At 70.8% G+C, this 24,246-nt stretch carries 15 protein-coding genes; 5 read left to right on the top strand and 10 right to left on the bottom strand.

Going from position 1 to position 24,246, the window contains the following annotated elements:
• Positions 1–9: 9 nt before the first annotated feature.
• Positions 10–1,140, bottom strand: coding sequence for an aminotransferase class I/II-fold pyridoxal phosphate-dependent enzyme (locus ACFY16_RS13075; RefSeq protein ID WP_390647149.1), 1,131 nt, complete (start codon positions 1,138–1,140; stop codon positions 10–12).
• A 252-nt stretch (positions 1,141–1,392) separates the two neighbouring features.
• On the opposite strand from ACFY16_RS13075, the gene vioC reads away from it, so the two are divergent.
• On the top strand, positions 1,393–2,421 hold the full coding sequence (vioC, locus tag ACFY16_RS13070) for an arginine beta-hydroxylase, Fe(II)/alpha-ketoglutarate-dependent (protein ID WP_390647148.1): 1,029 nt from the start codon (positions 1,393–1,395) through the stop codon (positions 2,419–2,421).
• A gap of 2 nt (positions 2,422–2,423) precedes the next feature.
• Here the strand turns inward: vioC and ACFY16_RS13065 are convergent, their stop codons facing one another.
• The 6 genes from ACFY16_RS13065 to ACFY16_RS13040 all read right to left on the bottom strand — a co-directional run bounded on the left by ACFY16_RS13065 (position 2,424) and on the right by ACFY16_RS13040 (position 9,482).
• Positions 2,424–3,581 carry an aminotransferase gene (locus ACFY16_RS13065; protein WP_390647147.1) on the bottom strand — a complete coding sequence of 386 codons (1,158 nt, stop codon included), beginning with the start codon at positions 3,579–3,581 and terminating at the stop codon, positions 2,424–2,426.
• 87 nt (positions 3,582–3,668) lie between these two features.
• Complete coding sequence (locus tag ACFY16_RS13060) at positions 3,669–4,910, bottom strand: winged helix-turn-helix domain-containing protein (protein ID WP_390647146.1); 1,242 nt, start codon at positions 4,908–4,910, stop codon at positions 3,669–3,671.
• A gap of 19 nt (positions 4,911–4,929) precedes the next feature.
• Positions 4,930–5,430, bottom strand: a complete 501-nt coding sequence (locus tag ACFY16_RS13055; RefSeq protein WP_390647145.1) for a DNA-binding response regulator — start codon at positions 5,428–5,430, stop codon at positions 4,930–4,932.
• Between the two features lie 461 nt (positions 5,431–5,891).
• The gene (locus ACFY16_RS13050; RefSeq protein WP_390647144.1) at positions 5,892–6,518 is read right to left on the bottom strand and encodes a dienelactone hydrolase family protein; all 627 of its coding nucleotides are present in this window, start codon (positions 6,516–6,518) and stop codon (positions 5,892–5,894) included.
• Between the two features lie 65 nt (positions 6,519–6,583).
• Entirely contained in the window at positions 6,584–7,930 is a 1,347-nt protein-coding gene (gene lat / locus ACFY16_RS13045; protein ID WP_390647143.1) for an L-lysine 6-transaminase, read from the bottom strand.
• A gap of 25 nt (positions 7,931–7,955) precedes the next feature.
• On the bottom strand, positions 7,956–9,482 hold the full coding sequence (locus ACFY16_RS13040; RefSeq protein WP_390647142.1) for an aldehyde dehydrogenase family protein: 1,527 nt from the start codon (positions 9,480–9,482) through the stop codon (positions 7,956–7,958).
• A 242-nt stretch (positions 9,483–9,724) separates the two neighbouring features.
• Between ACFY16_RS13040 and ACFY16_RS13035 the strand changes: the two genes are divergently transcribed.
• The gene (locus ACFY16_RS13035) at positions 9,725–10,975 is read left to right on the top strand and encodes a cytochrome P450 (RefSeq protein ID WP_390647141.1); all 1,251 of its coding nucleotides are present in this window, start codon (positions 9,725–9,727) and stop codon (positions 10,973–10,975) included.
• Entirely contained in the window at positions 10,972–12,078 is a 1,107-nt protein-coding gene (locus tag ACFY16_RS13030) for a branched-chain amino acid aminotransferase (RefSeq protein WP_390647140.1), read from the top strand. The genes ACFY16_RS13035 and ACFY16_RS13030 overlap by 4 nt, the downstream gene beginning before the upstream one ends.
• Positions 12,079–12,152: 74 nt before the next feature.
• Here the strand turns inward: ACFY16_RS13030 and ACFY16_RS13025 are convergent, their stop codons facing one another.
• Genes ACFY16_RS13025 through vioD form a run of 3 tightly spaced genes read right to left on the bottom strand, consistent with a single transcriptional unit; the run spans position 12,153 to position 21,861 of the window.
• Positions 12,153–16,016 carry an amino acid adenylation domain-containing protein gene (locus ACFY16_RS13025; RefSeq protein ID WP_390647139.1) on the bottom strand — a complete coding sequence of 1,288 codons (3,864 nt, stop codon included), beginning with the start codon at positions 16,014–16,016 and terminating at the stop codon, positions 12,153–12,155.
• A complete protein-coding gene (locus ACFY16_RS13020) occupies positions 16,013–20,728 on the bottom strand; it encodes an amino acid adenylation domain-containing protein (protein ID WP_390647138.1) in 4,716 nt (1,571 codons plus the stop codon). Before ACFY16_RS13020 ends, ACFY16_RS13025 begins: the two co-directional genes overlap by 4 nt.
• Entirely contained in the window at positions 20,725–21,861 is a 1,137-nt protein-coding gene (gene vioD, locus ACFY16_RS13015; RefSeq protein ID WP_390647137.1) for a capreomycidine synthase, read from the bottom strand. The genes ACFY16_RS13020 and vioD overlap by 4 nt, the downstream gene beginning before the upstream one ends.
• A gap of 334 nt (positions 21,862–22,195) precedes the next feature.
• Here vioD and ACFY16_RS13010 point away from each other — a divergent pair, with 334 nt between their 5' ends.
• A complete protein-coding gene (locus ACFY16_RS13010) occupies positions 22,196–22,417 on the top strand; it encodes an MbtH family protein (RefSeq protein ID WP_390647136.1) in 222 nt (73 codons plus the stop codon).
• 33 nt (positions 22,418–22,450) lie between these two features.
• Positions 22,451–24,229 carry an amino acid adenylation domain-containing protein gene (locus ACFY16_RS13005; protein WP_390647135.1) on the top strand — a complete coding sequence of 593 codons (1,779 nt, stop codon included), beginning with the start codon at positions 22,451–22,453 and terminating at the stop codon, positions 24,227–24,229.
• Positions 24,230–24,246 lie beyond the last annotated feature (17 nt).

Here is a 24,246-nt window from a genome sequence, read left to right as displayed (position 1 = left end):
TCAGCTGTCTCAGCGCCCGGGGGTCAGCTCCCGGTACGCCTGCGCCATGGTCTGCGCCGCCTTCTCGACGGTCTCGAAGGACCGCGCCAGCGAGACCCGGATGAACCGCAGACCGCTCTCCGGGTCGGCCCAGTGGAACGGCGAGCAGGGCAGAACGTGGACGCCTCGCGCCAGCATCTCCTTGTAGAGCAGCTCCGAGTCGGGTCCGTCCACGGGGAGTTCGATGCGCGCCACGCTGATCTGCGAGTCCGGGTCGGCGAGCTTCAGGCCGACCTGTCCGATCGTCTCCTTGACGACCGCGCGGTTGCGTTCCACGAGCGCCCCGGCCCGCTCGTACCCGCCGTTCACCCAGTCGCCCGCCAGCTCGGTGATCAGCTGGAGGACCACGGGCGAGGCCGCGAGCAGCGACTCGGAGAAGGCGCGCTCGATGGGCAGCGTGGTGCGCTCGCTGTAGGCGAGCAGACCGATCTTGAGCTCGTGGGTCGGCCAGAGCTTGCCGGTGTCCTCGATGGTGATCCAGTCGGCGCCGGCGGCGTCGAGCACCGCGTAGGTGTCGTACTGGGCGTCGCGGACCTGACCCCGGAAGCTGGCGTCGATGATGACGGTCTGGCCGTGCCGCGCGGCGTGCGCCGCGAGCGACTCGAGGTGGCCCTTCGGGGTGATCAGACCGGTCGGGTTGTTCGGGAGCGTCACGACGATCGCGCTCACCGGCTCGCCCGGCCACTCCTGAGCGAGGAGCGCCTCCTCGGACATCGGCACGAGCTTCAGGCCGCGGGTGACGAACAGGTCGGCGATGTTGTCGAACGTCGGGTGCAGCACCGCGACGGTCGCGCCCGCCGGCAGCGCCCGGGCCACGATGTCCGTGGCGAGTGTGGAGGAGTAACAGCTGAGAATCCGGCCGGAACCGACCGGTGCGCTGTGCTGGCCTATCGCACTCAGGAACGCCTTGTGTGCCGCGAGCTCGATCTCCGGAAAAGGCCGGCGCGTAGCCTCGACGAACATTTCCGGAATGCGTGCGACGATGTCCGCCTGCTGCGACGTAAGGACAAGACGAGCGTGTCCGTCGGTGAGGTTGAGGCCACCTTCGACATCCGTCAGTGCGTCAACTTCCATCGTCGTCAGGTTGACAACTTCGGTCATCCTCAGTCCTCCGTAAGTCCCCGGATGCCTAATTGTCGCCATACAGCTGAGCCGATTCGGGCTTCGGCAAAGTGCAATTCGGCTCCGTCGTATCTGCCGCGTCGCCGAAAATATAGGTAGCGATGACGACCCCACGCCTGTCCCCTCTAACGGGGACCCCGGAGAATTACCGTCCGCCCCTAGACTCCCGTCCGGGCGAAGGCGAACCGGTGGTGCACAACACCCCCGGCCGGAGCGGGGAGGAAGATCACGATGCACCACTTGGCGCTCACACCGGAGGACAACGCGGCGCTCACCCCGATGCTCGCCGAGCTCGCCCGGTCGTACGACACGATCGAGAACCCTGAGCTGATCCGGCGGGCTCCGGTGCTCGCCAAGGAGCTTCCGGCCCATCTCCTGTCGTTCCTCGAGGAATTCCGCTTCGCGGAGCCGTCGGCGCTGTGCCTGGTCTCCGGGCTCGACGTGGACGAGGAGCGGCTCGGCCCGACCCCGGCGCACTGGCGCGACAGCCAGTACGACTCCCCCGCCTTCGCCCAGGAGATCTTCTTCCTGCTCTGCGCGAGCGCACTCGGCGATGTCTTCGGCTGGGCGACGCAGCAGGACGGGCGCATCATGCACGACGTCCTGCCGATCAAGGGGCACGAGAACTACGAGATCGGCTCCAACAGCCTCCAGCACCTCTCCTGGCACACCGAGGACGCCTTCCACCCCTGCCGGGGCGACTACGTGGCGCTGATGTGCCTGAAGAACCCGGACGCCGTGGAGACGGTGGTGTCGACCGTGCCGGACATGGACTGGTCGGCCATCGACGTGCAGACGCTGTTCGAGCCGGAGTTCACCGTCATGCCCGACAACTCCCACCAGCCGGACAACGCCGCCGGGTCCACCGGCGACCCGCGTATCGACAAGCTGCGCGAGCGGAGCTTCAACCTCATCCAGGCCTGGAACGAGAACCCCGAGAAGCGCCCGCTGCTCTACGGCGACCAGCGCGACCCGTACATGGCCCTGGACCCGTACCACATGGACCCCGAGGGCTGGACGGATCGCGCGCGGCAGGCGTTCAAGCAGCTCTGCGACGAGATCGAGAAGCAGATGAAGGACGTCGTCCTGCGGCCCGGCGACGTCGTCTTCATCGACAACTTCCGCGCGGTGCACGGCCGTAAGTCGTTCCAGGCCCGGTACGACGGTTCGGACCGCTGGCTCAAGCGGCTGAACATCACCCGCAACCTGCGGGGTTCCCGGGCCTGGCGTCCCGCGGCCGACGACCGCGTCATCTACTGAGCTCAGAGGCCGGCCGCCGCGAGGCGCCCGGCGAAGTCGGCGAGCGCCGCGTGGTCGACGTTGCTGATGCTGACGCGCAGGGTGCGGCGGTCCTCCGGGTGGAACGCCGTACCGGGAATCACCAACGCGTCGTGCTTGACGACGAGTTCGCGGACCACGTCCTCGGTGGAGCGGCCGGTGAACGGGTGGCGCACCCAGCCGAAGAACCCGCCCACGGAGAGCAGTTCGAAGCCCCCGGGCCGGTCCGCCATCGCGGCCGCGAACCGGGTCCGCTTCTCCGCCACCTCGGCCGCCCGCGCCCGGCGCCACTCCCCGGCCCCGGTGAGTCCGGCCCACGCGGCTTCCTGGCCGATGCGCGGGGGGCAGATCGTCACGCAGTCGAGCAGCTTCATGATCTCCCGGTTCAGCGCGGGCGAGGCGACGATCGCGCCGACCCGGTAGCCGGGGATGGCGAGGTCCTTGGAGAAGCTGTGCAGGCTGACGACGTTCTCCGGCCAGTTCGGGTCGGCGAAGAGCGGATGCGCGGGCTCGTCGGTGCCCCGGAACGAGCGGTACGTCTCGTCGAGGACCAGCGCGATCCCGTGCCGCTCGGCGACCCGCGCGAACTCCGCGATCTCCTCCGGCGGGATCGTCACCCCGCTGGGGTTGCCGGGCGTGACCAGCACGATGGCCCGGGTCCGCGGGGTGATCAACGCCTCGGCCGCCGCGGCGGTCGGCACCAGGTCCGGGCCCGGCTCCAGGTAGACCGGCTCGATGCCGTCGAGCCGCAGCCACATGTCGTGGTTGAAGTAGTACGGCAACGGCAGGATGACCTCGTCTCCCGGCTCCGCGAGGGCGGAGGTCACCAGGCAGAACGCCTGATTGCACCCGGCGGTGACGACGACGTTCTCCTCGCTCACCTGTCCCCGGTAGTCCCGGGACAGCTCGTCGGCGAAGGCGGTCCGCAGCCGCGGCAGGCCCGCCAGGTCGACGTAGTCCGCGCCGTGGGCGTCCCGGGCGACGGAGACGACGTGCTCGACGACCGAAGGCGCCGCCGGGTACTGCGGGGCCGCCTGGGCGAGGTCGAGCAGTTCCCGGGTCCCCTCGCGTTCGTCGAGCAACGCGTAGGTCACACCGATCGGTGAGTCGGTCTGCCGCAGGGTTCTCGGGGTCAGTCGCACGCCGGTTCTCTCCTTCGAAGGCTGGTCGGGCAGAGCTTCCCGACTGTCGCACGGGAGCACCATCCCCGCTTCATGGGACAGCGGCGCTCAGGCCCCGCGCACCAGCGGACGCCACGGTTGCGGGAGCGTCTCGCCGTACTCGATGCCGGTGGCTCCCCCGAAAGCGGCGAGATCCTCCAGCTGGCCCACGACCGCCCGCCCGAGTGCCGCCGTCGGCCGGACGTCGGACTCCAGCCAGACGCCCTCGACGACCAGCACCCCGCGCTTGCGCTCGAAGCGGGGCGAGATCCGGCCGACCAGCCGGTCCTCGTGCAGGATCGGCAGCAGGTAGTAGCCGTAACTCCGCTTGGCCTTGGGCACGTACATCTCGTTGCGGAACTCGAAGTCCCACAGCCGCTCGGTCAGCCGCCGGTCGCTGATCAGGTTGTCGAACGGTGAGAGCAGGGCGGTACGCCCGTGCCAGTCGCCCGCGCGGATCGCCTCCAGCTCGTCGAGCGCGTCGGCGTGCACGTACCAGGTCTCGTTCGCGGCGCCGCCGTCGACCCGTACCGGGACGACACGGCCCTGTTCGGTGAGTGTCCGCAACACCTGGGGCAGGCCTGCGTACTTCCCGCGCAGGAAGTACTGCTTGATGTCCAGCGGGCGGGCGACCCCGAGCGCGCGCAGGGTGTGTTCGGTGGCCCGGGAGACCATCTCGTCCGGTGACATGGGCAGCCGGTCGGCGTCCGGGGGGAGACAGGCGTCGGGCAGTCCCCACAGTCGCTGGCCCCCGGCACGGCCGGCGACCATGACCTTGCCCTGGAACCACAGGAACGTGAGCATCCGCTCGACGTTGCGGCCCGCGCTCCAGCCCGAGGACGGCCAGTCCATCGCCGCGCAGTCCTCGAAGGCGTCGGTGGGCAGCGGAGTGCCCTCGCCCAGCCGGTGCAGCACATGCTTCAGCAGCTGGTCGTTGGCCTCCATCCAGACCGCGGTGAACGACCGGTTCGGCGGCGGATAGGCGTCCATCGTCACCCGGTGCAGCGGGTAGTCCTCGGTAAGCACGATGGCCGCCGCGTGCGCCCAGTACTCGAAGAGCCAGCGGTCCTGCCACCAGAGCTCCTCGAACCGCGCACCGGCCTGCGCCCCGAGACGGCTCCAGAGCACGATCTCGTGGCTGGGGGCCACGACGTTCACCGGGTCCAGCTGGAGATAGCGCAGCGACCGCAGGACCGTACGCACGCCGTCCGCCGTCACCGGCGGACGTGGGCCGGCCAGGTGCTGTCGCGAGAGCGCCAGCCGGCGGGCATCCGCCGCACCGATCGTCAGGGCGGGCTGGGGCGACGGCATCGTGGTGCTCCTTGCTGGGTCAGACGGCCGCTTGCGTGACCAGTTCGGGGAAGTACGCGTCGCCGCACGACGTCTCCGGGTGCCTGCCGGGTGCCTGCTCCGCTGTCGGCCGGCCGAGCAGGGCGACCCGGGTCAGCTCGGCCTTGTTGCCCACGCCGAGCTTGGTACGGATGCGCTTGACGTAAGTGTCCACGGTGTGAGGGCTGATACCCAGACGGGTGGCGATCTGGCCGTGTGTCAGCCCCCGGGAGATCTGCCGCAGGACCTGACTCTCCCGGTCGGAGAGGTTGTAGCCGGGTGCCGCCGCCGGCTCCGGGGCCGAGGTGGCCGTGCAGCCGCACGGCGCCACCTCGGCGCCGGCGGCGACGGACCGGACCGCCCGGACGATGCAGTCGGCCGGCTCCCGCCTGCCGATCACGCCCGAGGCGCCCGCCACGAGGTAGGCGTCGGTCCCGGCCGCCGTCTCGTGGTTCACCACCAGGACGGGTGCGTGCGTGGCGAGTTCGGTGATGCGGCGCACGCCCTCCGGGGAGATGGCCTCCGCCTCGACGAGGAGGGCGTCCGCGTGTCCGATCGGGCCCGTGTCGGCCGAGTTTCTCGCCGTTGACGCGGAAATTCCGGCATCTCTCAGAACCTGGACGAGCCCGACAAGATATATCGGTGAATTCGCAAGCACTTCGACCCGGATCACAAAGCCCCCTGCTGTGGATCTGTATCTCCGGTCACCCTGAGCACCAAGTGACGCGATGCCGTTCGACCGACGGCTGCGATTTTGTCGCTGTACCCGTCGAAATCACGCGCCCGTCAAGGTTCGACAAAACCACGGTGGTCTGTTTCCCGGAATCGCCGCGCCCCTGTGACCGATTTTCGAACTCACATGCTAGCAGCGATATTTGAGGCTCCTCGTACCTGTTTCAGGGGACAGTCGAGCGGCCCAAATGTCCTGAGATTTTCCGATCCGAACCCCCTGCCGACGGGACGTCAGCCGCCCAGTTGCCCGATCACCCGGGCCCGGGCAAGGGCGTATGCGGACTCGTCGAATCCGGGGGACTCCCGCTCGGCGAACCAGTGCCCGCACTCGCCGTACTCGAAGGTCCGCAGCTCGACGCCCGCCTTGCGGAAGCCCTCGTCGGTCTCCGCCAGCTCCTCGTCGGTGAAGTACTCGTCGTCCGGCACGATGTGCAGGTCCACCCGGCGGGTGCGCTTCACCGGGCCCTCCGGCGCTTGGCCACCGTAGAAGAGGATCAGCTCGTCCGGGCCCGAGTCCGCGCGTCCGGCCAGGCCAGAGGCGTAGAAGGCGCCCATGGAGAAGCCCATGGCCGCCCATGGGCGCCCCTCCGCGGCGAGCTCGTCGGCGAGCCGCCCGATCAGCGCCAGCACCGCCTCCTCGTCCATGGCCTCGTGCAGCGCCTCCGCCTCCTCCACGGTCGCCGCGGTCCTGCCGCCGTAGAGGTCCGGGAGCACCACCCGGCGGCCCGCGCCCGCCAAGGCGTCCGCCCACTCATGGACGGCCGGCGTGATCCCCCACCACGGGTGGAGCAGGAGCACGGGCAGACCGTCCTCCGGTCCCATGCGGGTCACACCGTCTGCGTCGGTCGTACTGGTCATACCTCTCCCCGAATTGAACATGCCTTGGCCGACACTTTACCGGCGCTCATCGAATCGACCGTCGGCTACTTGCTCTCGAACATACGGCTGAGAGTGCGCGCGAATGCGTCGAGAGCGAGCGTCAATTCCTCCGGAGTGACCGACAGCGCGGGACGCACTCGGACCGCGAAATCGCCGCCCGGGAGCACCAGCACCCCTTCTTCGCGGAGCAGCTCGACAAATTCGTCACGTATCTCCGAGGTCGGCAGATCGATCGCGCACATCAGGCCGCGGCCGCGCGCATTGGACACGTACTGGGGAAAGCGACCGGCCAGTGACACGAAACCGTCCAGCAATTGACCGCCCAGTACGTTCGCCCGGGCTATCAGCCCGTCGCGCTCGATGACCTCGAGCAGCCGACGGGAGCGGACCATGTCGACCAGGCCGCCGCTCCACGTCGAGCTGATCCGGTTGCTCGTGCGGAAGACGTTGTCCGGCACCAGGTCCACCCGGCGGCCGGCCATGATCCCGCCGACCTGGGCCTTCTTCGCGAACGCCACCACGTCCGGCTCGATCCCGAGCTGCTGGTACGCCCACGGCGTGCCGGTCAGGCCCACCCCGGTCTGCACCTCGTCCAGCACGAACAGCGCGTCGTACTCGTGGCACAGCCGCTGCATCGCCTGAAGGAACTCGGCACGGAGGTGGTTGTCGCCGCCCTCGCTCTGGACGGGCTCGGCGATGAAGCAGGCGATGTCGTGCGGGTTGGCCCGGAAGGCCGCCTCGGCCTGCGCGAGGGCCTGCCGCTCGGCCTCCTCGACCTGCTCGATGTGGTCGGCCAGCGGGAACCGGACAGCGGGTGCCTCGATGCGCGGCCAGTCGAAGACCGGGAAGCGCTCGGTCTTCACGGGTTCGGTGTTGGTCAGCGACAGGGTGTAGCCGCTGCGGCCGTGGAAGGCGGCCGTCAGGTGCAGCACCTTCATGCCGAGTGTCGCAGGGCGCCCCGCCGCCTCGTTACGGCGACTCTTCCAGTCGAACGCGCACTTCAGCGCGTTCTCCACGGCCAGTGCCCCGCCCTCGACGAAGAACAGGTGCGGCAGCTCGGGGTCGCCGAGCACCCGGGCGAAGGTCTCGACGAACTCCACCAGGTGCGTGGTGTAGGCGTCGGCGTTCGACGGCTTACCGGCGCCCACCGCCGCCAGCAGACGGCAGAACTCCGGGTCCTCGGTCACATCGGGCGGATTGAACCCCAGCGGGCTGGACGCGTAGAACGTGAAGAGGTCCAGGTAGGAACGCCCGGTGACCTGGTCGACCAGCCAACTCCCCTTGCTGCGCTCCAGGTCGAGCACGAAGGAGTACCCGTCGACCAGCAGGTGTTCGGCCAGGCGGGCGTGCACCTGATCCGCTTCGACGGTGCTCACGTTCGAGAAAGACATACGAGATCCTTGAGCTCGGGTGCGGTCAGAGGAAGCTGATGTTCTGGGCGAGCGCCACCTCGGCCGAGTAGTTGACGACGTTGGTCGTCCGGCGCATGTAGGCGTGCCAGGCGTCGGAACCGCAGGCGCGGCCCCCGCCGGTCTCCTTCTCGCCCCCGAAAGCGCCGCCGATCTCGGCACCCGACGTACCGACATTGACGTTGACCATGCCGCAGTCGGAGCCCACGGCCGACATGAAGACCTCGGCCTCCCGCTGGTCACGGGTGAAGATGCTGGACGACAGGCCCTGCGGCACGTCGTTCTGCAGCGCGATGGCCTCCTCCAGCGTGTCGTAGGTCAGCACGTACAGAATCGGCGCGAAGGTCTCCTCACGTACGACGGGGCTCTGCGCGTCGATCCGTACGACGGCCGGCTGGACGTACGCGGCTCCCGCGGCGTCCGTCTCCACTCGGCCGCCGCCGACGAGGACCTTCCCGCCGTCCTCGGTGACCCGGGCCAGCGCGTCCCGCATGGCGTCGAGGGGCGCGGTGGAGATGAGCGGGCCGACGAGCGTGGTGTCGGCGAACGGGTCGCCGATGGGGAGCCGCTCGTACGCGGCTGTCAGCCGGGGCAGCAGCTCGTCCACGATGTCGCGGTGCACGATCAGACGGCGCAGGGCGGTGCACCGCTGACCGGCGGTTCCGGCGGCGGCGAACACGACGGCCGGGAGCGTCAGATCGAGGTCGGCGGACGGGGTGACGATCGCCGCGTTGTTCCCGCCCAGCTCCAGCAGCACGCGCCCGAAGCGGGCGGCCACCCGGGGGCCGACCGCACGGCCCATCCGGGTCGAGCCGGTGGCGCTGACCAGGGCGACGCGCGGGTCGTCCACCAGCTTCTCGCCGAGCTCACGGCCGCCGATCAGCACCCGGTGGATGTTCACGGGCGCGCCGACCTCCTCGGCGGCCTGCGTGAGCAGCCGGTCGCAGGCCAGGGCGATGAGGGTGGTCAGCTCGGACGGCTTCCACACGACGGTGTCGCCGCAGACCAGCGCGACCGTGGTGTTCCAGGACCAGACGGCGGCGGGGAAGTTGAAGGCGGAGATGATGCCGACGACCCCCAGCGGGTGCCAGGTCTCGGCCATCCGGTGACCGGCCCGCTCGGAGGCGATGACCCGGCCGTACAGCTGGCGGGAGAGACCGACCGCGTAGTCCGCGATGTCGATCATCTCCTGGACCTCACCGAGCGCCTCGGCGCGGATCTTTCCCGCCTCCAGGGTGATCAGATCGGCCAGGTCGCTCCGGTGCTCACGCACCAACTCGCCGAACCGCCGGACGAGTTCGCCACGTCGGGGCGCCGGGGTGCTGCGCCAGGCGAGGAACGCCTCGTGGGCGGCGGCCACCGCCGCCTCGGCGTCCGCGTCGGTCGTGCCCTTCAGGCCGAAGAGGTCCTCGCCCGTGATGGGCGTCCGGGCCTGTAGATCGTCGCCTTCCGGGACCACCACACCGATGCGTGTCAGGCTCGCACGGGCGCGGGAGAGCAGGTCGTCCGTAGCGGGAAGGGCCAGGGAAGTCATGGTGCTCCTGAGAGGGAGAGGGCAGGGACGCGCCACGCGGTTCGGCATTGTGCCAGACCCCTGACGGCACGCCACCGCTGAAAACCGGGCACGACCAGCGCAGTTGGAGTCGGCCGTCACAGGTAGCCCCCGGTTCGAGTGACACGACAGGGCATGGTCGGCGTCGTACGTTCCTGAGCCAGGGCGTAACTGAACGGCCCGTGATCAGCGGGCCTTCTCGTTCCGGCACTGGAGTTGTATAGATGCGCACCGACAGCCCGGTCCAGGAGAACCACGACACGGACGCGGACACCCCGCGTGTCTACGACCCGTTCTCCTACGAACTGCACGAGAACCCCTACCCGGTCTACGCCTGGATGCGGGAGCACGCGCCGGTCTACCGCAACGAGGAACGCGACTTCTGGGCCCTGTCCCGGCACGCCGACGTGCTCTCCGCGCTGCGCAGCCCGAAGCTGTTCTCCAACCGCAACGGCATCTCCCTGGAGACCGAGCTGTGGGGCCCCGAGGCCTACAAGACCAGCTTCTTCCTCGCCATGGACCCGCCGGAACACGGCCAGTTGCGCACCCTGGTGTCGAGCGGATTCACCGCCCGCCACGTCACCGACCTGGAGCCCCGGATCCGCACAATGGCCCGGGACCGGCTGCTGCCCCTGCTGGAACAGGGCGAGTTCGACTTCGCCGGTGACTACGCCGCTGCCCTGCCCAACGACATCGTGTGCGACATGGTCGGCATCCCCGCCGCCGACTGGGACCTGATCCGCGCCGACACCGACCAGCTCAACATGCGCGCCGACGGCGAGGAGGACCGCTCTCCCGCGACCGTCGCCGCCGCCCTGCGCCTGGCCTCGTACTTCGTCGCGCACGTCACCGAACTGCGCCGGCACCCGGGCGACGACCTCACCTCGCATCTGCTCGACGTGCGGGTGAAGGGCGAGCCGCTCAACGACTCCGAGATCGTGGCGTTCCTGTTCCTGCTGATCACCGCGGGCAACGAGTCGACGGGCAAGCTCATCGGCAACGCCTGGTACCACGGCTGGCTGCACCCCGACGTCAAGCGTGCCGGTCTCGATTCCCGGCCCGGTGACTGGACCTCGGAGACCCTGCGCTACGACTCGTCCAGCCAGATGGTCGCCCGGACGGTCACCGAGGACACCGTCCTGCACGACGTGCTGCTCCCGGCCGGCGCCCGGGTCGCCCTGCTGCCGGCCTCCGGCAACCGCGACCGACGGGTCTTCACCGACCCCGACCGCTACGACCTGGACCGCGACACCAGCCAGCTCATCAGCTTCGGCCACGGCCCGCACTACTGCCTGGGCGCGGCGCTCGCCAAGCTGGAGATCAAGATCGCCCTCGAGGAGATCGGCGCCCGGATCTCCGACTACGAGATCGACATGACCTACGCCCGCCGGGTGCACTCCCCCCACCAGCGCGGCTTCGCGGTCCTCCCCTGCTCGGTGACGATGCGCGACACGCCCCGGGATCTTCCCGCATGACCTGGGACCTGCACCCCGCCGGTCACCCGCTCCCGGACGCCGAGCGGCAGGAGATCCTCGCCGCACCCGGCTTCGGGCAGGTCTTCACCGACCACATGGTCACGATGCGCTGGGACGAAGGGCGCGGCTGGCACGACGGGCGCCTCGTACCGTACGGGCCGCTGTCCCTCGATCCGTCCAGCTCGGTGTTCCACTACGGTCAGGAATGCTTCGAGGGCATGAAGGCCTACCGGCAGGAGAACGGCGCGATCGCGCTGTTCCGGCCCGGGACCAACGCGGCCCGGTTCAACCGGTCGGCGGAGCGGCTGGCGATGCCCGGCATCCCGCGGGAGACGTTCCTCCAGGCGCTGGAACTCCTCGTCACCCAGGACAGCGCGTGGGTTCCGGAGCAGGAGGGCACCAGCCTCTACCTGCGGCCCATGATGATCGCCACCCAGCCCGAGCTCGGCTTCACGCTGCCCTCGCGCAGCTATCTCTTCTGCGTCTTCGCCTCGCCCGCGACCGCCTACTTCGGCGCGGGTGCCACCCCGCGACCGCTGACCGTCTGGCTGTCCGAGGACTACACCCGGGCCGCCCCGGGCGGCACCGGTGCCGCGAAGGCGGGCGGCAACTACGCGGCGGCCTTCGCGGCCCAGCGGCAGGCCGTCGCGGAGGGCTGCGACCAGGTGGTGTGGCTGGACGCGGCGGAACACCGCTGGGTGGAGGAGATGGGCGGGATGAACCTGTTCTTCGTCCTCGCCCCCAAGGACGGCGGACGCCCGAGGATCGTCACACCCCCGCTGACCGACACCCTGCTCCCCGGCGTCACCCGCGACTCGCTCCTGCGGCTGGCACCCCTGCTGGACATCGACGGCGATGAAGCCCCCATGTCGACCGACCGGTGGCAGCGACTGTGCGCGTCGGGCGAGCTGACCGAGGCGTTCGCCTGCGGCACGGCGGCGGTGATCGCCCCGGTCGGGAAGGTCAAGGGCGCCGGCGACCGGGAGTGGCTCATCGGGGACGGCCGGCCCGGACCGGTCACCCTGCGGCTGCGGGAGCACCTGCTCGGCATCCAGTACGGGCGGCGCCCCGACCCGTTCTCCTGGGTCCACAAGGTCTGCTGAAGCAAGGGGGCGCCCGCGGGGCGGCCCGGGCGCCGCTTCCTTCAGCGGCGCCTCGGCCACGTCACCGGCGACGATCAGTCAGCCCCCTCCCTGGACACGGACACCGCCTCGATGATCCCGGCCAGGACCTCCGGCTGCTGCTGGACGAAGTAGTGCCCGCCACCGGGTACGGTCGCCAGCCCGACGGACGAGCCGAACCGTTCCCACGCCCGGTGCCTGCGCTCGTGACGCGGCGTCTCCGGATCGTCCGTGCCGATGACGACGGTGATCGGCGCCGCGAGCGGCTCGGTGTCACCGCGGCGCGGCCAGCGCTCGGTGAAGTAGCGCCGCGCGGCTGACGCGTCGTGCCGGAACGCCCGCATCACGAAGGCGAGTTCGTCGTCCTCCACCACACCGCCGAAGCCGCCCAGCGACTGGAGGTAGCGCATCTCGGCCTGATCGGCGGCCGGACCTTCACGCCGGCGGCGTGGCAGGCGGCTGTCGTAGAAGGGGTACGAGGCACCGAGGATCAGCCGCTCGACCGTCCGGCCCGCCGTCTCCAGCCGCCGCACCACCTCGACGGCCAGGGCGACCCCGACGCAGTGCCCGTACACCGACACGGGCCCGTCGACGGTCTTGAGCACCTCGTCGGCGATGTCCTGCGCCGTCTCCTCCAGGGGCCGCAGCTCCGGATCGCCGCCCAGCTCATGGCCCGGCAACGACACGGCGAGCAGAGCGAGGCCGGGGTCGATCGCGCCCGCCAGCGGCCGGTAACTGATCGCGCTGCCGCCGCCGAAGGGCACGCACACCAGGGTGTGCGCGGCCTCGCGGCGCGGCGTCAGCCGCAGCAGGAGCCCGCCGGGAGCCTGTGCCGGGTCGAGCGCGGCGGCGAGCTCACGGACGCTCGGGTGGACGGCGAGCAGCCCCACGGTGGCGCCCTCGATCCGGCGTACCGCCCGGACGGCGGCGAAGGAGTCGCCCCCCAGGTCGAAGAAGCTCACCGTGACGTCCACGTCCGGCAGCTCCAGGATGCTGCGGTACACCTCGGCGATGGCCTCCTCGCGCGGGGTGGCGGGGGAGGCGCTCTGCGCGCCGGACGTCGTGACCGGCGTCGGGTCGGGCAGGGCGCGCCGGTCCAGCTTGCCGTTGTGGGTCAGCGGCAGGGCGGGCAGCACGGTGATCGTGGCGGGCACCATGTAGCGGGGCAGTGCGCCGCGCAGGAAGTCGTGCAGGGCGCCCGGGGCGAGGTCCGGTCCGCCGGTGACGTAGGCGGCCAGTCGCGGTCCCTCCCGGACCACCACCACCGCTTCCCGTACCGCCGGATGGCCGAGGAGCACCTGTTCCGTCTCGCCGAGTTCGATCCGGTAGCCGTGGATCTTCACCTGTTGGTCGAGCCGCCCGAGGAACTCCAGCGAACCGTCGCGCAGCCGCCGCACCTTGTCGCCCGTCCGGTACAGCCGTCCGCCGGGTCCGGCCAGCGGGTGCGCGACGAATCGCTCGGCGGTCAGCGCGGGACGGTTGACGTACCCGCGCGCCAACTGCACGCCGCCCAGGAACAGTTCACCGGGGACACCGACGGGCACGGGCATCAGCCGGTCGTCGAGGACATGCGCCTGTGTGTTGGCGACCGCGTGCCCGATGGGGATCACGCCCGGCGGTCCGGGGCGCGCGCAGTCCCACCAGGTGACGTCGACGGCGGCCTCGGTCGGCCCGTACAGGTTGTGCAGCTCCACCTGCGGCAGTACGGCCCGGAAGCGCTCGGCCAGCGGGTACGGGAGCGCCTCGCCGCTGCACATCACGCGGCGCAGCGCGGGCAGCGTCGCGGCGTCGGGCTCCTCCAGGAAGAGCTGGAGCATCGAGGGGACGAAGTGGGCGACGGTGACCTCGTGTTCGGCGAGGGCACGGGCCAGGTACGCGCTGTCCTGATGGCCGCCCGGCCGCGTCAGCACCGTCGTCGCACCGGTCATCAGCGGCCAGAAGAGCTCCCACACCGACACGTCGAAGCCCAGCGGGGTCTTCTGCATCACCCGGTCGCCGGCGGCGAGCGGAAAGGTCTCCTGCATCCACAGCAGCCGGTTGACGATCGCCCGGTGGGTGACCACGACGCCCTTGGGGCGGCCGGTCGATCCGGAGGTGAAGAGCACGTACGCGGCATCGGCACCAGTGGGCCGCACGGTCCTCGCCCCGGCGGGAGCCGCCATGGCGTCCTGGTACGTCAGGACGTGCCGGGCACCGGTCCGTGCGGCGACATCCGCGACGTCCCGCGCGGCGAACACCAGGTCGGCGCCCGCTTCACCGACCATGAACTCCAGGCGCCCGGCCGGCAGCGAGGGTTCCAGCGGCAGGTACGCGGCGCCCGTGAGCATCGCGCCGAGGACTCCGGTGATCATGTCCAGGGAGCGTTCGGCGCAGACGCCGACGACCTGGCCGGGACCGGCTCCGGCGGCGGTCAGCGCGGCGGCCAGCCGGCCGGCCCGGTCGAGGAGTTCGGCGTAGGTGAGCGGGCCCTCCTCCGCGAGGACCGCGATCGCGTCGGGGGTCTGTTCCGCCTGCCGCTCGATCAGCCCCGTCAGGGTCTCCCCGGCGTCCGCGTACGCCACCTCGCCGGCCGGGGCACTGTCACCGTCGGTGCGCCGGGCGGCCTGCGTGATCACCTCGTCGACGGTGCCGGCCTCGGTGAGTGCCTCCAGGGCGGCGAAGAAGTACTCCGTCATGTCATCGACCGCGCCCGGCTCGAACCGGTCGCGGTGGAAGACCAGCCGCACGATCGAGACGGGCTCGGGCGTGACGATCAGCGTGAGGGGCTCGCTGGTCTTCTCGAAGTCGTTCACCGAACGGATCGCGAACCGCTCGGCCAGCTCGCCGCCGCCGATCGCCAGCGGGTAGTTGTCGAGGACGACGACGCTCTGGAAGAGCGGCCGGCTCCCCGGCACCTGCGCCCACGACCTGATCTGCGCGAGCGGAGCGTACTCGTACCGGCGGGCCGTGGAGTGTCCGGCCTGGATCTCCCGCAGCCATCGCGCGAGATCGCCGCCTTCGGGCACGGTCACCCGGATCGGCAGCGTGTTGATGAACGAGCCGACCATCTCGTCCACACCGCGCAGTTCGGCGGGGCGGCCGGAGCTGGTGCACCCGTAGGTGACCTCGGCGTCCCCGCTGAAGCGCCGCAGCACCAGCGCCCAGGCCGCCTGGAGCACGGTGCTGAACGTGACCCGGTGGCTCGCGGCCACCGCCCGCAGCCGCTCGGCCAGGGCGGACGGCAGGTCCCTGCGGCGCTCGTCGACCTCCCCGGGCCCGTGCTGCGGGTCCAGCCGCAGCAGCGGCCCCAGAAGACCACTGTCCGCGGCGTCCGCCAGGGACTTCGTCCACCAGTCCCGCGCCGCGTCCATGTCCTGGCGTTGCAGCCAGGCGACGTAGTCGCGGTAGGGGGCGGCGGCCGGCGGCGGCGCGGACTTCTCCAGAAGGGCGCGGTAGCGCCGTACGACGTCCTTCATGACGATCGGCACCGACCAGCCGTCCAGCAGCAGCATGTGATGCGTCCAGACGAACCCGTGCCGGTCCTCGCCCAGCCGGATCAGATGCAGCCGTTGCAGCGGCGGGCGTTCCGGGTCGAAGCCCGTCGCCCGGTCCGCGGCGAGCAGCCGGTCGAAGCGGGCCCGCTGCTCCTGGTCGTCCGCGTCGGACCAGTCGTGCCGCCGCAGCGCGCCGGGCAGGTCGCGGTGGACCACTTGGAGGGGCTTGTCCATGCCCTCCCAGTGGAACGAGGTCCGCAGCGCGGGATGCGCGGAGACGACCTGCTGCCAGGCCTGCTCCAGGGCGTCGGCGTCCAGCCGGCCCTCGATCTCGAAGCTGCGCTGGGCGACGTACGTGTCCGCGTCGCCGCCGTACAGGGTGTGCAGCAGCATCCCCTGCTGGAGCGGCGACAGTTCGTATACGTCCTCGACGCCGTGGTCGGTCACTGTGCGTCCCGGTCCGTCTTGATCCGGTTCAGCAGCCCGTCGAGCTGCGACTGGTCCACCCGCGCGAGCGGGAAGTCCGACGGCGTGTGCACGGGGCCGGCGCCGGCGCCGTCGCGGGCCGTCAGGGCGCGCAGCTCGTCCAGGAGGTGCCCGGCCAGCCGGTTCACGGTGTCCCGCGCGTGCCGCTCGCTGTACTCCCAGGTGAAGGTGAGCCTGCCGCCGGTGACCGAGGCGTGCACCTCGATCGCGTACGGGCGCCGTCCGAGCGGGCCGGTCGCCGTACCGGCCGGCTCACCCGTGACGGTGAAGCCGTCCGTGCCGGGTGTCGGCTCGTCGAGCTGCCCGGTGTAGTCGAAGACCAGCCCGGCCGGGGACGGCGGCACCGGGTCGTTGCCCTGGCGCAGCAGCTGCCAGCCGATCCCGCCGGACGGGACGGCCCGCAGCGCCTCCTTGACCGACTTCAGGGTGGTCTCGGGAGCGCTGCCCGGCTCGGTGACGAGGGCCACCGGATGGACCGTGTCGAGCCGGCCGACGGTCCGCGTCAGGTCAATGTCGTCGAAGACGTGGTCGCGGGTGTGCCGCCTGACGTCCACGACGTGCCGGGAATCGCCGCTCCAGTCGCTGAGCGTGCGGCCCAGCGCCGTCAACAGGATGTCGTCGATACGGCAGTTGAGCGCGGCGGGGGCGGCTCGCAGCAGTTCGTCGGTCGCCTCGGCGCCGAGCGACACGGTGACCGCCCTCGCGTCGGCGACCGCGTCGGCGTCCGGGGTGTCCGTGGTGTCGGCGTCCGTGTCGGCGGGCAGGCTGCCGGCCGGTTCCCGGACCAGGTCCGTCCAGTACCGCCGCTGCGACTGCACCGGCTGCGTACCCGCGTACGAGGCGAGGCGGCGGGCCCACGACTGCCAGGAGGTCGTCTTGGCCGGCAGGGTCACCGGGCTGCCCTCGGCAAGCTGGGTGCAGACGGTCCGCAGGTCCTCGACGAGGATGCGGAGCGAGGTGGCGTCCGCGACCAGACGGTGCGCGATCACGGCCAGCCGGTCGGGCCGGTCGGCGCCGAGCCGGAACAGCACGAACCGGACCAGCGGCCCGACGGCGGGCTTGAGTCCCGTCGCGGCCTCGCCGGTGAGCTCCGCGATCCGGCGCTCCGCCTCGTCCGCCCCCAGGCCGGACAGGTCGTGCGCCTCGAAGGGGGTCCTGGTGTCCGGCAGGGCGATCCGGACTCGCGTCTGGACGCCGTTCAGCTGAAACCGCTGGCGGAGACCGTCGTGGTGGACCAGCAGCCGGCCGACCGCCTCGCGCAGCACCTCCGGGTCGTACTTCTCGCGCAGTTCCAGGAGGGCGGAGACGTTCCAGTGGTGGGGTTCGGCGAAGTCCTCGCCGCACAGCCAGCGCTGGACCGGCGCCAACGGGGCGGGCCCGCTGACCGTGCCCTGCTCGGCGTCGACGACCGGCGCGGCGGTCGTCACCTCGGCGAGGAGCGCGACCGTGGGGTGCTCGAACAGGTCGAGCGGGGAGATCCGGATGCCCACGTCCTGGGCCTGCGCCACGACCTGGATGGCCAGGATCGAGTCACCGCCCAGCTCGAAGAAGTTGTCGTGGCTGCCGACCCGCTCGACGCCGATGACACCGGCCACGATGTCGGCGAGCTGCTGCTCCACCGCCGTCCGCGGCGCGACGAACTCCTGTGTCCCGGAGGGCCGGTCGCCGGTGGGCGCCGGCAGCGCCGAGTGGTCGATCTTGCCGTTCGGGGTGAGCGGCAGCGCGTCGAGCTCGATGAACGCGGCCGGCACCATGTACGGCGGAAGTTCGTGTTCGAGGAACTTCCGCAGCTCGTCCGTGGCGGGCGCCGGAGCCGTACGCGGCACGACGTACGCCACGAGTCGCTTGTCGCCGGGCTCGGGCTCGTGCACGACCACCACGGACTCCGCGAGTTCCGGGTGCCTGCTCAGCGTCGACTCGATCTCCGCGGGCTCCACCCGGAACCCGCGGATCTTGATCTGGGTGTCGACCCGGGAGACGAACTCCAGGTTCCCGTCAAGGCGTTGGCGGACCAGGTCGCCCGTACGGTAGAGCCGCTGTCCGGGATGTGCCGGGTCGGGGTCGGCGACGAAGCGGTGCGCGGTCAGACCGGGGCGGCCGTGGTAGCCGCGGGCCAGGCTGGTGCCACCGATGTACAGGTCGCCGATACCGCCCACCGGAACCGGCCGCAGCCGGCTGTCGAGGATGCGCAGGTCCGCCGAGGGCAGCGGGGTCCCGATCGGCAGGTTGGGCCAGTCGCGGCCCTGGTCGACCGGGTCGAGGCGGAAGAACGTCGAACTGACCGTGGTCTCCGTCAGGCCGTACACATGCATCAGCGGCACACCGAGCCGCTGCCACATGCCCAGCCGCTCGGGGAGGACCCGTTCCCCGCCGATGATCACCAGGCGCAGCGATTCCGGCAGCTCCCGGCCCTGGCGCTCCAGCTCGCGCGCCCATTCGTGCCAGTACGCCGTCGGCAGCTCCAGCACGGTCAGCCGCTCGCGCTCGGCCAGCTCCGCGAGATCGGCGCCGCCGCCGAGCAGCCGCTGCGCCGGGATGACCACCGCGCCACCGGCCAGCCAGATCGGGAACAGCTCCTCCACCAGCACGTCGAAGCTGGGCGAGGCGAACTGCAGGAACCGGTCGCCGCTGCCGAGGCCGAACCGCTCCACGACATCACGGGCGAACGTCACCAGCGAGCGGTGCTCGATCATGGCGCCCTTGGGGCGGCCGGTCGAGCCCGAGGTGTACACCATGTACGCCAGCGAGGCCGGATCGGGCAGCTCGGGAAGATTGTGGTCGGGGCCCTCGAAGGGCTCGTCGAGCAGCACCGTCCCGTCCGGCGGCAGAGTCCCGGCCGCGGTGAGCGCGGCGGCCGGCTTCTCCTCGGTGACCAGCACCCGCACGGCCGCGTCGGTCAGCATGAACGCGAGGCGCTCCGGCGGGTAGGACGGGTCGAGGGGCACATAGACCCCGCCCGCCTTCAGCACCGCGAGGATCGCCACGGCCAGCCGGGGCGACCGGTCGAGCAGGATGCCGACGGGGGTCTCCCGGCCGACGCCCTGGGCGCGCAGCCGGTGGGCGAGCCGGTTGGCGTCCCGGTTGAGGTCGGCGTAGCTGGTGGCGACCCCGTCGTGAACGACGGCGCTCGTGTGCGGGGCCTCGGCCGCCCGGCGCTGGAACAGCTCGACGAAGCCGGGACCGTACCCGGTGGGCGCGGTGACGGCCGCGGCGGGCACCGCGGACTCCGGGGCGACGATCAGCCGGACGTCCCCGACCCTGGTGTCGGGAGCGGTGACGATCTGCCGCAGGACATGGCTGAACTGGGTGGCAAGCAGCATCACCGTGTCGGCGTCGAACAGCTCGGTGCTGTACTGCCACTGCAACGACACCGTGTCGCCGCGCGGCATCGCGAACAGGGTGAGGTCGATGGAGACCGGACCGATGTCCATCGGCTCCGGCGCGATGGTCAGCCCCGGCAGCTCCAGAGTGCTGCCCGGCGCGGTCAGTACGTTGATCATGACCTGGACGAGCGGGGTCTGCGACGCCTCACGCCCGATGCCGAGCTCTTCCAGCAGCCGCTCGAAGGGCAGGTCCTGGTGGTCGTAGGCGGCGGCCGTGGTGTCCCGCGCCTGCTGGACCAGCTCCCGCAGGGTCTTCTCCTCGGCCAGCCGCATGCGCAGCGGCAGCAGGTTGGCGAAGCAGCCGATGACCCGCTCGGTCTCCACCCGGTTGCGCCCGGATATCGCCGAGCCGATGACCAGGTCGTCCTGGCCGGCGTACCGGGACAGCAGCACGGAGCACGCGGCGAGCAGCACCATGAACAGCGACACGTTCTCGCGCTCACTGAACTCCTTCAGCGCGGCGCCCAGTTCGGCCGGCAGATCGATGTGGTGCTGAGCGCCGGCGTACGTCGGCCGGGCCGGATAGGGGCGGTCGACCGGCAGCGCCAGATGCGTCGGGGCGCCGGCCAACGCCTCACGCCAGTAGGCGAGTTCGGCGGCGGTGCGCTCCTCCCCGAACTCCTGGGACTGCCAGGCCGCGAAGTCACCGAACTGGATCTCCGGCAGCGGCAGGCCGCTCTCGCCACCGCTCTGGTGGATGCCGTACAGGGTGACGAACTCCCTCACGAGGATCGCCAGCGACCACGCGTCCGACGCGGCGTGGTCGGTGGTGATCAGCGCGACGTGCGTGTCCGGGGCCAGTCGCAGCAGGGAGATGCGCAGGCGCTGCGGCTCCCGCGGGTCGAAGGGGCGCACCATCTCGGCGTCACACCGCAGGCGCACCTCCGCCAGCTGCTCCTCGGCCGGCAGGTCCGACAGGTCGGACAGCGGAGTGGGCACCGGGGTGACCGGCCACACCACCTGCACGGGCGTGCCGTCCCGCAGCTCGACCGTGGAGCGCAGCGCCTCATGGCGCTCGACGATCTCGGTCAGGACGCGGCTGAGCAGCGACAGGTCCAGGTCACCGACGAGCCGCAGCGCACCGCTGATGTTGTTGGCCCCCCGGATCCGCCCCGTGGTCCACTCGCGTTGCTGCGCGAACGACAGCGGGGTGGGCACGCCGTGGTCGCGCGGCTGGATCCGGGAGTCCGGTACGGGCCCGCTCGTGGCCGCCATCTCGGCGAGCCGGTTCTCCAGGAGTTCCCGCTTCTCCGGCGAGAGCGCCGCGATGCGGCGTTGCAGGTCAGTCATCGAACCGTCACCGTTCCCGAGTCCTCACGCAGCACTTGTTCGAGGTACGACAGACCGGCCGTCAGCTCGGCGGTGGTGCCGCCGAAGCCGAGCCGGGCGTACGAGCGGTAGTCGTCGCCGAAGCACTCACCGGGGACGAGCAGGACCCGGTGCCGCTCGGCGAGACGCCGGCAGGAGCGGACCACGTCCGGGTGGCCGGGGAACTCCACGAAGGTGGTCACACCGCCGGCGGGTGGGGTGAGACGGACCAGATCGGGCAGTCGCGCTGCCCAGTCGCGCACCAGCTGGAGGTTGCCGCTCGCGTGCCGGTGCTGGAGTGCCACGATCCTGTCGGCGTTGCGGACCGCCTTCTCGGCGAAGAACTCCAGAACGGGCGAGACGTACAGGGCGATGTAGTCGCGCAGTACGGCCATCTCGTCGAGCAGCTCCGGCGGGGCCAGGCACCAGCCGACCCGCATACCCGCCAGGCCGTAGCTCTTGGAGAGCGTGCCGAAGGAGATGACCTTGTCGTAACGGTCGTGCGGGAGCGGCAGCGGGTCCGTGCCGTACGTCATCTCGCCGAACGCGTTGTCCCACACCAGCCAGGCGCCCGACTCGGCCGCGATGGCGATCAGTTCGTCCTGCTCGGCACGGGTGATCGAGGCGCCGGTGGGGTTGTGCGGGAAGTTCACGACGATCATGCGAGGGCCGTTCGCGGCGAGCTTGCGCAGCGCGTCCATGTCGACGGAGAACCCCTGGTCGGCGCGGAGCGGCCAGCGGGTGATCCGGCAGCCCCGCGACCCGGCGATGTCGTACAGCTGTTGGTACGCCGGGTCGACCACGATCACCTCGTCGCCCGGCTCGAGCAGCGTGTGCATGACGATGTAGATCGCCTCGCTGGAGCCATGGGTGACCATCACCGGGTCGACGTCGCCGCCGGTCCAGCGGTCGGCCAGCGCGGCGCGCAGCCCGGGGCCGCCGAAGGCCTCGCTGTCGTGCAGGACCATCGAATCCAGCTCGGACATCTCGAAGCCGCAGACGCCGCGCAGCTCCGCCATCGACAGATCGCGTACGCCACTGCTGCCGATGTCGTGATCGACTTTGTGATAGTAGTCGCGCATCCAGGCTTCGAGCTTGGCAATGGCGATGCCCATACGTGAATCCATCCCGTCCGCGGCGACTGTGGTGGGAACGCTGAAGCCGAATTTCGACAGCTCCGCGCGAGAGCTCTGCGCGAGCGAATTACCCACGCATTCAAGCGATGTCACACAAAGAGGTGACAGCAGCCTGGTGACCATGGGGTATCAGCATGCTGCCAGGCTCCCTCACCCTCGGTCAGGAGGGCCAGCGCCCGCATGTCGTCCTTTCATGTGACACCACGACCCGAGTCGCCACGGGTACTTTCACCCCGAGAACAGCGGTTTTACTTCTCGCGGCAGTTCAGCACGACGCACTGCATTCCATTTGCCAGGCCAAGGAGTCGGCGCCATGAACCCGTTCGACGATCCCGACGGAACATTTTCGGTGCTTGTCAATGACGAGGACCAGTACTCGTTGTGGCCCGTCAGGCTCACCGTTCCGGCCGGCTGGCACGTCGTACACGGCGACGACACCCGTCAGGCGTGTCTGGAATACATCGACGCGAACTGGACCGATCTCCGCCCGCGCAGCGCACGGCAGGACACCGCCGCGCCCGCCGTGTCGCGCTGACCGCGCGACGGCGGCACCAGGGGCAGGTAATCAGTGACGGTCAGCGATCAGACACCCCGCTGTGTCCACGTACTGGTGGCGGAGCAGGCCGCGCGAACACCGGACGTGACGGCGGTCAGCTACGGCAGCCACACCTTGACGTACCGTCAACTGGACTCGGCCGCAGACAGGTTGGCCCATCGGCTGCGGTCCGCCGGGGTCGGTGGCGGAAGCGTCGTCGCCGTGGTGATGGACCGGTCGGCCGACCTCGTCGTCGTCCTCCTCGGCATCCTCAAGGCGGGTGGCGCCTACCTCTACCTCGACCCGGCCGAGCCGGACGGGCAACGCGTGCGCATCCTGGGCGACTCGGCGGCGCGCTTCGCCGTGGTCGACGACACCACCCGCCACAAGGTGCCCGGTGTCGCGCACGTGGTGTGCCTGGACGACGACCACGAGCCGCCGACGGCACCCCTGGCCGTGGAGACCAACCCGGACACCCCCGCCTACGTCTGCTACACCTCGGGCTCCACCGGCAGCCCCAAGGGCGTCGTCGTCCCGCACCGGGGCATCCACCGCCTCGTCCATGACCCGTGGTGGATCGACTGCCGCGAGGACGACGTCTTCCTCCAGCTGACCCGGGTCGGCTTCGACCTGTCCACGTTCGAGATCTGGATGCCACTGGTACGGGGCTGCCGCCTCGCCGTCGCCCCGCCCGGCCACGCCGACCTGGCCGAGATCATGAAGACGGTCCGCTCCGAGGCCGTCACCGTGCTGTGGCTGACGTCGGGCCTGTTCCACAAGCTCGTCGCCCACCACCTGGACGGCTTCGGCACCCTGCGGCACGTCCTGGCGGGCGGGGACGTCGTCTTCCCCGACCACGTGCGGCAGCTCCTGGACGCGCACCCGCACCTGACGTTCACCAATGGTTACGGGCCCACGGAGAACACCACCTTCACCACCTGCTGGACGTCCCGCACCAGCAGCCCCGCCTCCCGCGTCCCGATCGGGAAGCCGCTCGACGGCACCACCGTCGCGATCCTCGACGACGGCATGCGTCCGGTCACCCCGGGCGAGTTCGGCGAACTGTGGACCGGCGGCGAGGGCCTCGCCACCGGCTATCTGCACCAGCCCGCGGCCACCGCGGAGAAGTTCGTCGCCGACCCGTACGGGACCGAGCCCGGCAGCCGCATGTACCGGACCGGGGACATCGCCCGCCAACTGCCGGACGGTTCGCTGGACTTCCTCGGCCGGGCCGACCGGCAGGTGAAGATCCGCGGCTTCCGGGTGGAGCCCGGCACCGTGGAGATGGAGCTGCTGAGGCAGCCCGGCGTGGAACAGGCCGCCGCGCTCGCCCACGCGGACGACGACGGCGACGCCCGGCTGATCGCCTATGTCGCGGTCGGCACGATGGACAAGTCCCGCTGGCCCGCCTTCGGAGCGGCCCTGCGCGAGAAGCTCGCGGAGACCCTGCCCGGCCACCTCGTCCCCTGGACGATCACGGTCCTGCCCGACATCCCGCTGAACGGCAACGGCAAGGTGGACCGCTCCACACTGCCCGCCGCGAAGGTCCCCCGCAACGTGTGGAACGACTACGTCGAACCCGCCGACGACCTGGAGCGCCGCCTCGCGGCACTGTGGAGCGACGCGCTCGACATCGAGGCGGTCGGCGCCGAGGACAACTTCTTCGAGCTGGGCGGACACTCCCTGATGGCGACGGATCTCCTCGCGGTGCTGCGCGAGGAGTTCGGCGTCGACATCCCGGCCCGGACGCTCTACACCCGCCCGACCGTCGCCGGTCTCGCCGAGGCCCTGCGCGAGACCGCACCTCTCTAGTTCCCGAGCCCCAGGAG

Origin of the sequence: Streptomyces sp. NPDC001315 (assembly GCF_042896175.1) — a bacterium.
Taxonomy (GTDB): Bacteria; Actinomycetota; Actinomycetes; order Streptomycetales; family Streptomycetaceae; genus Streptomyces.
The sequence above is the reverse complement of the archived record's forward strand: the minus strand, read 5'-3'. Positions and strand labels throughout refer to the sequence as shown.